This is a genomic window from Tumidithrix helvetica PCC 7403 (assembly GCF_965232925.1).
In the GTDB taxonomy this organism is placed as follows: domain Bacteria; phylum Cyanobacteriota; class Cyanobacteriia; order Pseudanabaenales; family Pseudanabaenaceae; genus Tumidithrix; species Tumidithrix helvetica.
Genome location: NZ_CBDDRA010000018.1, coordinates 1 through 13283 on the forward strand (window position 1 = coordinate 1; position 13283 = coordinate 13283).

Here is a 13283-nt window from a genome sequence, read left to right on the forward strand (position 1 = left end):
AACTTAGGGAAAAGGTAGACCAACTTCTAGCAGAATTAACTCCCCAAGTTATAGCATCGATTACTGGATATCCTTTCATTTTGGAAGCCCTATCTGTTGCCAATATAATTTAAATTGGTATAAAGTCAGAGTTTACGGACAACTTTGTCTTCCTCAACGCTAACTTCACTAGAAACTAGTAAGAAAAAACGCGATCGGGAGATTCATCTCCGCAACTGTTTGAAGGTGTAGGGGAAATTCATGAATTTCCCCTACACGCAATGCAAAGGAAAGAATCTCTCATGTATCAAATAGGATCGCAATATGCGCCAGAACTCAATCGCTAACTTTTTAAAATCTTTGCATGCACTATGCTAAATCGCCAAAACTAATAACACATGTATTATCTGTATAAATACAAGACGAAATCTAGACCAGATTACCCCCCATAGCACTAGGATCTCAAACAAGGCGATTTCTGCTATCAGCATTAATGCCCCATCTAAATTTCTACCCTTTTGTTACTTCTTTTTCTTTAGGAGGATTGGGCGGACACCAGAAGAGGTTTTTGCTAGAAACTCCCAGCGATTCCAGAATTTCGCGCATCACCTTCGTACAGTGCATCCAATATTCCAAATCTTCATACATGCGATCGGGGTTAAATTCCACATCGTAATGCAATACGTTGGGAATGCCTAAAAATTCGGCAGAAGGTTGGGGAGACAAAAGCAGGAGGTGAAATGGCTTGCCTTGGCAATGGTTTTCTAGCTTTTCGACTAGATCGATCGCACCGCCTCGATGGGTAATCCCCGTGCGCACGAAAAGGATTTTATCGCTATGGCGAATGGCATACCAAAATCGTTCGGAACGGGCTGAATACCGCACCCGCATCCGTTCGTGAACTGGAGCCATGTCATGCAGAGGGTTGTCGGTGTCCTCGACCTCATGGGCAAAGGAGAGTCCCTTCCACTTAGCATGGTAGATTCTACCTGCTTCAGAACTGTAATGCAGAAGGTTAGGATTCCACATATCGTAAAAGCGATTTGCGATCGCATCAGCAACATCACCGATTTCATTCGTGCGGGTCAGATCGAAGGGAAAGGCTGGTCCATCGTATTCCATTTTATAGAGCATCATGCGGACGGCACAGCGATCGCCCAATGGTAAGACCGCAACGCGGCTGATATCCGTCAATTTACATTTATATTGGAATAACACCGCAGATCTGGAAGCAATCTTCACTCGGCTTTCCAGCCCTTCTTTACCCACCATCAGCGTGCGGAAAGGAAGATCGGGATGATGCGGATCTTCATAGACGCCTTCTGACACTAATTTAAAGGCACTACGCACCTCTTGCCACATGGGATGGATATTGTAATCATGATCGGATTCGTTGATAATCCAGAGATGTTGCTCGTCCGCTTGTAAAATCCCCAAATGCCCGTCATAAAACAACAGTTGCGAATTATGGGGTGAAAAGAGATGAAAGGCATGGCTATATTCCAAGTCAGCACCCGAAGGAACCTCAATCGTTGTAGTAATCCCTCCATTCTCATCCACAGCAAAGAAAGCGCGTATTCCTTTCTGGGGCTTTTTAGCGATGTAAATACCCGATACCAAACCAGCTTTGTCTTGTAGGGCAGCTTGCAACTCATCCCAGTAGGGTGCGATCGTGTAGCTGTGGGGCGATCGGTTGCATATTCTCACACATTTCTCTTCCAGACAGGCAGAGATATAGAATCCCGCATCATCAAGGTAAACAGCAATTTCATCCTGCTGTTGAAAGCGATATTTTTCTTTGGCTAACTCGATGCGATCGCGTTGGAATAAATCGAGAGCGATCGCTTCGTACATAAGTCGATGACCGAGAGTATTCGGATGTGCTGGGTCAAAGGATATCCCCTCTTTCCAGCGCCCCTGACCGTTATCTAATGCAGGCAACCAGTTCAATATCGGCACATCCCATTCGAGCATACGAGCATGGGTATCTTGGAGCAACCAGTAATGTTCCGCAGCATAATCACCGTGGGGATAAACGCTACCCAAAATCGGTCGAGCGCCCAAATCCCATGTCATTCTGACCAGCCTTTGCAAGCCACTTTCAAACCGCCGTTGCGCTGCCCGCCGTTCGTGAGGACGACAATGGGCTAACCCCTCATTACCCAAAGATAGGGCAATAATTACGACATCTGGCTTTTTGGGTGCGATCGCACCCGAAAAACGTTCGATGGTTCTACTGACATTCGCACCGACCTCCGACAAATTGACCAGTTGATGCCCAAATTTTTGCTGTAAAGCCTCTCCCAACAATCCCGCCCAACCTTTCAACAGCCAAGCTTTTTGTCCCCATGCCACAGAACTACCAATAACCGCAATTTTTAAGACTTCAGATTGTTGGGCAGGAACCAATTCAACCGCAGAATCAACCATAGCGTCTTCCATATATCCAAACGGATAGGGCTGTAAATAACGATAGGCTCCATCGTCCACAACCAAGGTTCTAGAGCAATCTTTAGGATGCAAAGGGATCCAGCGATTTTGCCCCAATGCTTCCCAACTTACACTACCATCGGCGGCAAAAAGTACATACTTATATTCAACCTTTTGGCAATCGCCTAAATTTAAAGTCTCTTGAAAATCGATGGCTGTATCTGTCCACCATAAAGGAAAGCGATCGGCACTGGTACGCAGGCGAATGCACTTCGCAACATCCCATTGCCCTAACTCAGCGGTAGAACCGACAAGACCAATGGAATCACCTGCCTGCGTGAATGCAACGATCTGAAAGCGATACATAGGGTTCTTCCTATTTTAAAAATACGACATCAGACAGGAAGGCTCAATTCCTACAATTGTTTTGACAGTAGCATGTAGCGCCCTCTAGGTATGTTTTAGAAATCACCTTATGCCCTAAAAATTCCTTTCAAAGCCCAACAATACATACATCTCCTGTGGGATGTTATATGCTTTTAGCGATCTGCCCAAATCCATCCTCAATTGGTAAAGAAACGTGAGTCTCCCGCTAATTGTTCGCGCCCAAGCATATAAAGAAAAAGTAGCTATTGTTACGAAAGAAGGAACCTTTAGCTTTCGCGATCTGCTCCATTCTTCAGGGCAAATTGCTGCAACTCTTTTGAAGGATCAAAAAGATTTACAGGAGCAAAGGGTTGCCTATCTGATCCCGCCTGAATTTACCTATGTCGCCACGCAGTGGGGGATTTGGCGGGCAGGTGGGATCGCCGTTCCTCTATGCGTTTCTCACCCTCGCCCAGAATTAGAGTACGCGATCGATAACTCAGCCGCATCGATTGTGGTTGCCCATCCAAATTTTGAGCCCCTACTGCGTCCGATCTCGGCAGCCCGCAATCTCAGATTTATCCTTACAACAGAAATATCGCCAGATATAGGTTTTACTGATGCAGATTTTCCAGATATAGCGATAACGCGACGGGCATTAATTCTCTATACCAGTGGTACGACGGGCAAACCTAAGGGCGTAGTCACCACCCATCAAAATATTCAAGCGCAAGTCACCAGTTTGATCGAGGCTTGGGCATGGACATCGAGCGATCGCATCCTGCAAGTGTTACCGCTGCATCACATCCACGGCATTGTCAATGTACTCACCTGCGCTCTATGGGCTGGGGCAGAATGTCACATGATGCAGAAGTTTGATGCCGAAACCGTTTGGAACCGAATTGCCGCAGGCGATCTCACCCTATTTATGGCAGTGCCGACGATTTATGCCAAACTGATTGCGGCTTGGGAAGCTAGCGATCGCGATCGACAGGAAATACTGTCAGCAGGTTGCGCCAAAATGCGCCTGATGGTTTCTGGCTCAGCAGCTTTACCTGTAAGCATTCTAGAAAAGTGGAAAGATATTAGCGGTGATTTTTTGCTGGAACGCTATGGCATGACTGAAATTGGCATGGCATTATCGAATCCTTTACAGGGGCAAAGGCAAGCGGGATCTGTGGGAAAACCCTTACCCCATGTGGAAGTCCGATTGGTGGACGAGTCTGGTGCTCTGGTGGTGGGGACGGCAGGAGAACTTCAGGTCAAAGGCTCCACTGTGTTTCTAGAATATTGGCAAAATCCAGAAGCAACGGCAAAAGCCTTTCAAGATGGTTGGTTCTGCACTGGAGATTTTGCGATTGTCGAGCATGGGAACTATCGCATTCTGGGACGCATGAGCGTTGATATCATCAAAACAGGTGGTTATAAGGTTTCCGCTTTGGAAATTGAAGAAGTCCTGCGATCGCATCCAGATATTCGGGAATGCGCGGTGGTGGGAATTGCCGATCTGGAGTGGGGCGAAAGGGTTTGTGCGGCGCTAGTATTACAACCCGAATGCAGTTTGACGTTAGAAACTTTCAGGAGTTGGGCAAAAGCGCAATTGGCTCCCTATAAAGTCCCCACCCAAATTCTCACCGTGCCCGAACTACCTCGCAATGCTATGGGAAAGGTAACGAAGCCGACAGTGGCTGAGCTATTTGGTTCGCCCAGTTGTTCGCCGCGCTCGACCTAAACGCTAGGAGACTAGAACTGACTGAACGATAATAACCAAACGAAAGTTACCTAACTCTGCTCACCAGATTTCATACGCGCGATCGCAGCCATAAAGCGAAGTTCGTCGTAGCTGTATGCACCTTCTAAATACTCGAAAACTGGTTTGAGAGATGTCATGCCAAGTTTGGCGATCGCAGAGCTTAGCGATTATCGTCTTTGGATTCTCATCTCTATATCCCCATGGGGATGTTGGGGGCAACTGAGAGCGAGCGTCCATCACCGCTAATGCTGCTACAACATTTCCATTTGCCTCGTACTCAGCATGAAATATGCTAAATTATAGACAATTCTGACCTGACTTGGAGTGCCGTTATGACAATCTCGGGTAATCACAAGCTAATTTCAAATATAGAACTTCCTGATGAGGACTTTGAGCCAATGCCCGAAGGTGATAAACAGCGGCGCAATTTAAGTTATGCAACCGAGGCTCTGAGGTTGTGGTTTGAGAAGAAACAGAACGTCTACGTGTCTGGAAACCTGTTTATTCGTTATCAAGAAGAGCTAACGGAAAAAAGGATAGCACCAGATATCTTTGTGGTATTTGGTATGAGTAATGAAGATAGAGTGAGTTACAAAATCGGAAAAGAAGATGGAAAAGTTCCTGATTTTGTTTTAGAACTTACTTCTAAAGGAACAGTGACAAAAGACCGAGAACAAAATCCATTAATTTATCGAGCTTTGGGAGTGAAGGAGTATTTTCAGTACGATCCATCAGGTGAGTATTTGAAGCCTACTTCTTTACAGGGAGTGCGTTTAGAGAATGGGAAGTATGTTGCGATTGCTGTTTCAACTTTGCCTGATGGTACTTTGTCTTTACATAGTGAAGTTCTAGGTTTGGAGTTGCATATGTATCCAGACCTAAGTTTCCGCTTTTATGACCCAATCTCTAATCAAGTTTTGCGTTCTTATGCTGAGGCGGAACATGCGAGGTTTCAGGCGGAATTGGAGCGTTCGTTTGAGCAACAGGCAAGAATTGAGGCTGAGGCGATCGCCGAGCGCGAGCGCAATGAAAAGCTCCAAGAACGTCTAGCGAAACAACAAGCCGAACTCGCACAAAAACAAGCCGAGCAAAAAGCCCAACGTCTCGCCGAAAGGCTTAGGTCACTTGGGATTAATCCTGACGAAATGTAATCGGCGGGACGCATCCTGCAAGGTGCGATCGAACTTGATTATGGGCATTGTCTACCATACTTGCTTCATTGTGGGATATTTGAAATTTATATTGCGAACAATGTCATCAAAATTTTTCCTGTAAGTCCACCAATAAAAAGGATAAGCAACCCAATTATAAAATTCCAATTACTCAATGATGGTGATCTCTGCAACAAATATAAAATAGTAATTGGAATGGTACTAATAATGAAAACATCTAAAATATCAATTTGGCTGCTCACAGCAGCAGTAATTACTGCTGCTGTGACATAGTGAAAAATTATTGGACTTACATATTGAATCGCATAAATGGGACTTTCGGAAAGTATTCTCAATAATTCTCGATCGTACTTTACGAAATTTAATCCAGAAACTAATACTGACCATGTAGCCATGTGAAAAAGAGCAATGCTACCAAACAGTAATACACCCATAGCTAGATCTATGAAAATATTAGGAGCTATCGATTCAAACATTTCTTTTTTAGAATTGAAAGAGTCCTGTCATACTCTTGGTTATACTCTCATCTTCTAGCAAACCAATATGAGTAGTACCAAATTTTGCTGGTAGTGTCACAAAAGTGTTGAAAAGGCTAGAGTGAAGAAGCTAAAGTCATATTAATAAAGAGGGAGGTAGATAAGAACCTGATTTGATTTCTAAACTTTTTAATAAAGTTTGCCATTTATCTTTCATAATTGCCTCTATTCCAGTAGGGAAATAATAAGGTTTGCACGCAAAAATATGCTTCCATAGGGTGTTCCATCATCAGTTACCTAACTCTGTTCGCCTAATTCCATACGCGCGATCGCAGCCATAAAGCGAAGTTCGTCGTAGCTGTATGCACCTTCTAAATGTTCAAAAACTGGTTTGAGGGATGTCATGCCAAGTTTGGCGATCGCATCGCGAATGGTGGCTTGACGTGGAGGAGAAATGAGGCGATCGGGGTCGATCGCATGTCCTAGATTGACTGCCTCTGATAGATGCGCCCATATCGTACTGGTTTTGAGGTTGCGATCGCGGGCGATCGCTTCGATATCTAAGCCGCGATCGAACAGCGCTAAGGTTTCCAATTGGGTGGTCGAAAATTTATTTCGCGGACTGGGAATACTAGCTTGCTCGTATTCGAGAATCGCCGCCACAAAAATTTCGCCATACTGTTCCAGTTTGCGCGTACCCACGCCAGACAGTTTGCCAAATGCCTCTAGGGTAGTGGGTCGATCTTTTGCCATCGTCCGAATTGTCGAGTCATGAAAAATGATATAGGGTGGGACATTTTGTTCTTTAGCCAGTCGTTTGCGCAGGGCAAGTAGCCGATCGTAAAGCAGTTCGGCATCTCTCGTGAATTCGCGTTCTGAGCGTTCCGAACCTTCAGTGGAACTGGGATTTGAGGAAGTTGCGCCGTCTGCTTTGGGTTCTAGAGCCAGCATGACAGAACGTTGTTTGCGCATCACTTCCCAACTTAGTGGGTTGAGCTTGAGAATGGCAAAGCCATCTGTGGTTTGGTTGATTAAGCCTTGATGGAGCAGCGATCGCGCCAGTTGCTTCCAGTTGTCGGCACTCCAATCCTTGCCAATACCATAGGTAGAGAGCTTTTCGTGACCATGTTGTAAAATCTTTTCCTTACGCGAACCTCTCAGCACATCAATGATATAGGTCATACCAAATTTTTCTTGGGTACGCGCCACACAGGAGAGAAACTTCTGTGCTTCGACTGTCCAATCTTTGAGCGGTCTTGGCGATCGACAGTTATCGCATCGATCGCAATTTCCCGTATGGGTTTCACCAAAATAGCGCAATAAAATCGTGCGGCGACATTCCAATCCTTCGGCATAGTCGAGGGTTTGGCGCAGTTGCTGATGGGCGATGCGCTGTTCGGCTTCTAGAGGTTCGCCCGACTGCGGATCGACTTTTTGGGCGATCAGATATTTAACGGTTTCGATATCGCGATACCCAAAAAATAGCGTACAGCGCGAAGGTTCGCCATCCCTACCCGCTCGTCCCGACTCTTGGTAATAGCCCTCAATCGTGCGCGGCAGGTCGTAATGAATTACAAAGCGAACATCGGGCTTGTTAATGCCCATGCCAAAGGCGATCGTGGCAACCATAATCCTTGCATCATCGCGAATCCAACGGATTTGATTGGTTTCCCGTTCGCTGGCGTTCATGCCTGCGTGGTAGGGAATTGCATCGATTCCATCTTCTTGGAGCCTCTGGGCAATTTCATCGACTCGTTTGCGGCTGAGGCAATAGACGATACCAGCACCAGATTGAAGGCGAACCTGCTGCAAGAGCTTGGCGTAGGTATCGCGCTCGCTTTTTTTCTCCACAACTTCGTAGTACAGATTGGGGCGATCGAAGCTGGCAAGATGCACAAAGGGCTGGCGCAGTTGCAGTTGGTTAGAAATATCCTGTCGCACCCGATCGGTGGCGGTGGCAGTCAGGGCGATCGCAGGAACATGGGGATAGCGATCGCGTAGTTGGGCTAGCTGACGATATTCTGGGCGAAAATCATGTCCCCATTCCGATACGCAGTGGGCTTCGTCGATCGCAAAGCCAGCGATGCCGACGAGATCGCGCACCTCATCGAGAAACTGTAAAAATCGTTCTGAAAACAGGCGCTCGGGCGCAACATAGACGAGTTTGGTACGACCTTCTAGAATCGATTGCGATCGCGTTGCCACTTCGTTCTGTGCGATGCTGCTGTTGAGAAATGTAGCGGCAATGCCATTCTCTTGCAAGGCTGCCACCTGATCTTGCATCAAGGCAATCAGCGGCGAAACCACGATTGTAATCCCCGTTTGGATGAGGGCAGGCAACTGGAAGCAAATCGACTTACCACCTCCCGTGGGCATAATCGCGATCGTATCTCTTCCCGCTAGCACGGCTTCAATGATTTCGCGTTGCCCGAGGCGAAAGTTGTCATACCCAAAATACTGCTTGAGCGATTTACTGAGATTATCCATGCTTGTCAGTATTGAGTTCCTTTACCTAGCGTAATACCTAGCGTAATTTTGCCACAGATTGATTTGCGATTAGCTTTTTTTGCGTAGCGAGATCGATCGCCGTAATCAGCAATTCCCTTTGTTCGCTAATTTCAAACAGAACCTGTAAGCGATCGCTGCCTGGCTGTCCTAGGGGGTCTAGTCGTGCGATTGCTTGAGGAGCATTGTTCTCACCTAAGGCAAGAAATACTTCCGAAGCCGCAGACTCGATTTTTGTGACGAGACGATCGCCATCAAAAATGATTTCTGCCGATCCAGATACCCGTTTTTCTATTTCGCCAATCACCAACTCAATCGACTCCTGATCGGGTTGAGAGGCCCGCAAGAAAATTTCGTAGGGGTAGCGCGTTGGGTAGGTTTGCCCCCTCAAGAATAAAGGTTGGTATTGCCATTGCTCCAATTGGCGATCCCAATAGCGAATCGCATAGGAATGGAAGAGGTGATCTTGGACTTTTGTACCATGATTTAGCATTAACGCGCCATGAGCCACTGCTTCAAAAGGTTTGTCGGTATGGAGGGTTGCTAGGGGGAAATTACGAGCAATGACGGCGCGCACCGAGGGGATTAATGTGGAACCACCCACAAGCAAAATGTTTTTGATTTCGCCTTTGAGAATTCCCTTGCTAAAAGCTCGTTTCACCAACTCATCGATCGCCACTTGCAGGACTTGATAGAAACCTCGCTTTTTGAGGATTTCCTCTAGCTGCGATCGCGTGTACAGGATGTCATGGATTTCCTGCTTCTCGATATCAAAAAATACCTCTGATGCAGAATCCTCCGTCGAAAGCGCGATTTTCACCCTTTCCATCAGCGAGAGGAGTAAATGGGAATTCCCCGAAACTCCCTCAATTTCATGGTTGCTTAAATAATCTTCCAGTAGCCAGCGATTGACATCTTCTCCACCCACAACCTGCCCCGTTTTGGCAATCACCTCGACTTTGCGATCCGACGGCAGATCGCGATCGCCTGCTTGGGAAGATTCTGAGTTAACTTCCCCAACATATTCACCCCATTCCGATAGATTCTCTGTACGCGGAGTTCTTGCCAAGGCTAGGTCTAAAGTTCCCCCACCAAAGTCAATCACTAACACTAGCGAATTTGGCTGTGCGATCGCATAGCCCAAAGCAGCAGCGGTAGGTTCATCCAGTAGGCGCACTCGCGAATTACCACTCGAAGGCTGAGCAGTAAAAAACTCATCCACACAATTTTCTAGCCAACGCAAATAACGTTCGTAGGACTGCACGGGTACGGTAAAAATCACTTCCGTCAGCGGAATCTGCTGCGATCGCAAACAGCTAAAAACTCGATCTAAAAATAGCTGCCCGACAAATTCTGGCGTTACCTTTACACCATCCAATTCGGGGATATAGCCCGTTGCATTTGATAATCGCCGCTTGAGTTGGTCAAAGAAACGTGGGTTTTCGATGTCCTTGCCGCGATTAATCACAATCTGCCCGATCTCAGCATGCCCCTGCGCTGCATCTTGCAAATACACTAAAGATGGAATCAGAAAATTGTGAGGATAGGTTCGGCTCAGATCTGGAATTCGCAAGGTTTCGGGTCGATCGCTCACCACATTCCATCGCGCGATCGCTGTATTACTGCTACCAAAATCAATTGCGATCGCACCCATGACTCAATCCCTCTTCTTATTCGGTCTATAAAGCTTATCTAGGTTTGGTTTCGGTAAAAATCCACGTATTGGTAGGTTCATCCCAAGTCATGGTAATTCGCAGGGTCTCAGGAAAAACACCACTTTTTTTGTAGTATGCCAAATCTGCATCTACAATTGCGGAGTTGGAAGTTTGATTAACTAGTCGAATCTTGTCAATGCTTACCTTATCAATTTGTTTCCACCAATCCAAAAAGCTATCATTTCCTTTGGCTGTATTGACTTGAAACTTTGGTGATAGACGCTTCCATGCTAGATCGTACTTGCGCTCGTTAATTAGACCATAGTAATCTCTGACACCCTGCTCTGGTGATATGCCAGCTACGGCTGTGGGCTTGGGCTTAGGAATGACATCCGCCGCAGTAACTCTCTGGATAGAAGCATTAGCATCCTTGCTGGCAAAGGCACAATAGACATCTGGCTTCTTTTGACCGTAGATTTTTAACTGGGCAATACAGCGGTCTATATTATCAAAGCGATCGATATAAACTTGGAAAAATTTTTTGTCTCCTAAGTTAGGATAGTCAGTTAGCAAAAATGAATTGGCTTGATTGTATCCCTCATCCCGCAGCGATTTCACTTGACTCTCAGCTCTAGCCTTTTCTTGAAATGCCGAATCAGCCAGAAAGTAGAAAGAAGGAAGTTGTGGGTTTGACGGAACAGATTCTGTGGGACTGGGCGTGCCAGCACCAATATTCTGTCCCAGATTGAATTTTACGTTTTTTGCAATAAAAAATCCCAACGTTCCCAGCATCCCAATGGATAAAATAACTAGAAAAGTGGCTATGCCCGATCGCTTGGCACTAAGCCTTCTACCCAAGGTTGGTACTAGCGTATCTCCATTTCCTTCTACTGAAGTCCTATAGAACTGTTTTTGTGCTTCTGAGTCAGGTAATTGGGAAGGAATGCGGTTCCCCTGATGGGCTGCGATTGCCACTGTAGGCAGGGTCGAAGCCGCCATCATTGCCGTGCGATCGTCCGATTGCAACGCACTCAGCATTTCTTTAGCACTGGTAAAGCGATCGCGAGGATGAAACTGAATGGCGCGATCGATGGTGGCTTTTAAGCCAAGACTAACTTGAGACGCATACTCGTGCCAACAGACTTCACCTGTATGGGTATCTGTTCCTAGTTCTTGAGGAAGTTTACCCGTCAGCATATAAATTGCCGTGAGCCCTAAGCTATAAATATCGCTAGCAAAGAAAGGTCTTCCTGCCGCCTGTTCCGATGCCATAAACCCAGGCGTACCAATGATGATCGAGCTAACCACCTGTTTGGGATTGAGCCCCGTACTCACAGTTTCCTTAACAGCACCAAAGTCAATCAGAACGGGATGGCGATCGGACGCACGCAGAATAATATTGTCGGGTTTAATGTCGCGATGGATAATGCCCTTACCATGCACGTAGTCTAAAATTTGCAGAATACTAGCTAGTATAGTCTTTACGGTCGCCTCATCTAATTCTCCTTCAGACTTCAACTTGGCAGTCAGTGTTTGTCCGTCAATCCATTCTTGTACGAGGTAGAACTTGCCATTTTCCGTAAAGCTGGCATAAAGCTTTGGAATGTAGGGATGTAGTTCGCCCAGATCCTCTAAAATCGCTGCCTCTCTTTGAAACCGATCTTGCAAAAGCTTATACATTTTTGGATCGTCGGCGATCGGCTTTAACTGCTTAATCACGCAGTGGCGATTTGACGGCATCTTGGTATCTTCAGCCAAAAATGTCTCACCAAAGCCACCCCCTCCCAGTACCTGTAGTACGCGATAGCGATTGTCTAATAGGGTTGACATCATAGAGATAAATTTGAGACGAACTTACTGACTTTATCTATATTAACTGCCATCTATAGCTCCCGATGAATTCAATACGATCGCAACGCTCAATAGTTGTAAAACTCTGGGGTGAGTTCCCTATCCAGAAACGATTTCAGGACACTTGCATGCATATATTGGGGCATTTGTGATTTCAACTTTTGTTATGTTTTATGCCTAGATGCTAACATCGTAGGTGAGTTTTTTTACTTATTACAAGTGTGAGGAAATCGATCATGAATTTTAAATCATTGCGCTTGAAACATACAGCGATCGCGGCTTTATCGGTTTTGTCGGGAAGCATTGCCCTTGCCGCCTGTACCCCTACAGCACCTGTGGCAACAACAAGTCCTGTTGCTACTTCTACAGCCACAGCCTCAGCTACCCCAAAAGCCCCTACAACTTCAGCTACTCCTACAACTTCAGCTAGCCCAAAAGCAACGGACTCTAGCGATAAATTTGCCAAGGTAACGATCGATCAGCTTGAGCCCTACAAACACAAATCTGGGGTTTTTGAGATGCAAGTGCCAAAGGGCTGGAAAGAAGCTGATTCCAGCAAAGCAGGTGAAGTCATCGTGCTTTGGACCGATCCTACAGGCAATGCTTTGATTGCTGCCGATATCTTTACCCCACCAAATGATGTCTCTGTAGATAAGCTCCCTGAAGTCCTAGAAACTGTTGTCAAAGGTCTGTTTGGCTCTCAGCCTGATTTTGAGATGGGTAAGCCCATGCCTCAACCCGATGGCAGCGTCCAGATTGTTTTCAGTGCAACCGCTTCATCCCAAGGTCTCAAGGCAAAGCTGCAAGGCAATAGCTTTATCGAGAAAAAAGGCGACAAGCTTTCAATTCTCACATTTGGTTCTTTGGAATCCCAGTTTGATGGGCTCAAAGATTCCTTCACCAAGATTGCCAACAGCCAAAAAATTAGCACTGACGTTAAAGTTCCTTAATCCTAGTTTTTAAAACCTTTGGGAATGCTCTCTTTATTTAACTTTAAGTTGGGAGAGCATTCCTTCTAAAAGCATTTGTTAAGTTTAGGTCAGTGGATTTAAAATGAATCATTGTAGGACGGGTTAGCGATCGCGTAGCCCATCCT

Annotated in this window: 8 protein-coding genes; 3 read left to right on the top strand and 5 right to left on the bottom strand. The window is 46.0% G+C overall.

The annotated features are described in order from the left end of the window. Window positions 1-489: 489 nt before the first annotated feature. On the bottom strand, window positions 490-2775 hold the full coding sequence (locus ACP2WE_RS16450) for a DUF1796 family putative cysteine peptidase (protein ID WP_425216637.1): 2286 nt from the start codon (window positions 2773-2775) through the stop codon (window positions 490-492). Between the two features lie 214 nt (window positions 2776-2989). Here ACP2WE_RS16450 and ACP2WE_RS16455 point away from each other — a divergent pair, with 214 nt between their 5' ends. Next, a complete protein-coding gene (locus tag ACP2WE_RS16455) occupies window positions 2990-4507 on the top strand; it encodes an acyl-CoA synthetase (protein WP_425216638.1) in 1518 nt (505 codons plus the stop codon). A 353-nt stretch (window positions 4508-4860) separates the two neighbouring features. Next, window positions 4861-5679, top strand: coding sequence for a Uma2 family endonuclease (locus ACP2WE_RS16460; protein WP_425216639.1), 819 nt, complete (start codon window positions 4861-4863; stop codon window positions 5677-5679). Window positions 5680-5765: 86 nt separating this feature from the next. Here the strand turns inward: ACP2WE_RS16460 and ACP2WE_RS16465 are convergent, their stop codons facing one another. The 4 genes from ACP2WE_RS16465 to ACP2WE_RS16480 form a co-directional block, all read right to left on the bottom strand. Then, a complete protein-coding gene (locus tag ACP2WE_RS16465; RefSeq protein ID WP_425216640.1) occupies window positions 5766-6176 on the bottom strand; it encodes a hypothetical protein in 411 nt (136 codons plus the stop codon). A gap of 297 nt (window positions 6177-6473) precedes the next feature. Beyond that, entirely contained in the window at window positions 6474-8663 is a 2190-nt protein-coding gene (gene recQ, locus ACP2WE_RS16470; RefSeq protein ID WP_425216641.1) for a DNA helicase RecQ, read from the bottom strand. Window positions 8664-8700: 37 nt separating this feature from the next. Then, complete coding sequence (locus ACP2WE_RS16475) at window positions 8701-10335, bottom strand: Hsp70 family protein (protein ID WP_425216642.1); 1635 nt, start codon at window positions 10333-10335, stop codon at window positions 8701-8703. Between the two features lie 34 nt (window positions 10336-10369). Next, the gene (locus ACP2WE_RS16480) at window positions 10370-12169 is read right to left on the bottom strand and encodes a serine/threonine protein kinase (protein WP_425216643.1); all 1800 of its coding nucleotides are present in this window, start codon (window positions 12167-12169) and stop codon (window positions 10370-10372) included. 254 nt (window positions 12170-12423) lie between these two features. On the opposite strand from ACP2WE_RS16480, the gene ACP2WE_RS16485 reads away from it, so the two are divergent. Continuing rightward, complete coding sequence (locus ACP2WE_RS16485; RefSeq protein WP_425216644.1) at window positions 12424-13137, top strand: hypothetical protein; 714 nt, start codon at window positions 12424-12426, stop codon at window positions 13135-13137. Window positions 13138-13283: the final 146 nt, after the last annotated feature.

Excerpts from the sequence above, each read along its gene's own strand:
- ACP2WE_RS16460 (WP_425216639.1), top strand. The coding sequence starts at position 4,861 with ATGACAATCTCGGGTAATCACAAGCTAATTTCAAATATAGAACTTCCT.
- ACP2WE_RS16485 (WP_425216644.1), top strand. The coding sequence starts at position 12,424 with ATGAATTTTAAATCATTGCGCTTGAAACATACAGCGATCGCGGCTTTA.
- ACP2WE_RS16450 (WP_425216637.1), bottom strand. The coding sequence starts at position 2,775 with ATGTATCGCTTTCAGATCGTTGCATTCACGCAGGCAGGTGATTCCATT.
- ACP2WE_RS16480 (WP_425216643.1), bottom strand. The coding sequence starts at position 12,169 with ATGATGTCAACCCTATTAGACAATCGCTATCGCGTACTACAGGTACTG.
- ACP2WE_RS16475 (WP_425216642.1), bottom strand. The coding sequence starts at position 10,335 with ATGGGTGCGATCGCAATTGATTTTGGTAGCAGTAATACAGCGATCGCG.
- recQ (WP_425216641.1), bottom strand. The coding sequence starts at position 8,663 with ATGGATAATCTCAGTAAATCGCTCAAGCAGTATTTTGGGTATGACAAC.
- ACP2WE_RS16465 (WP_425216640.1), bottom strand. The coding sequence starts at position 6,176 with ATGTTTGAATCGATAGCTCCTAATATTTTCATAGATCTAGCTATGGGT.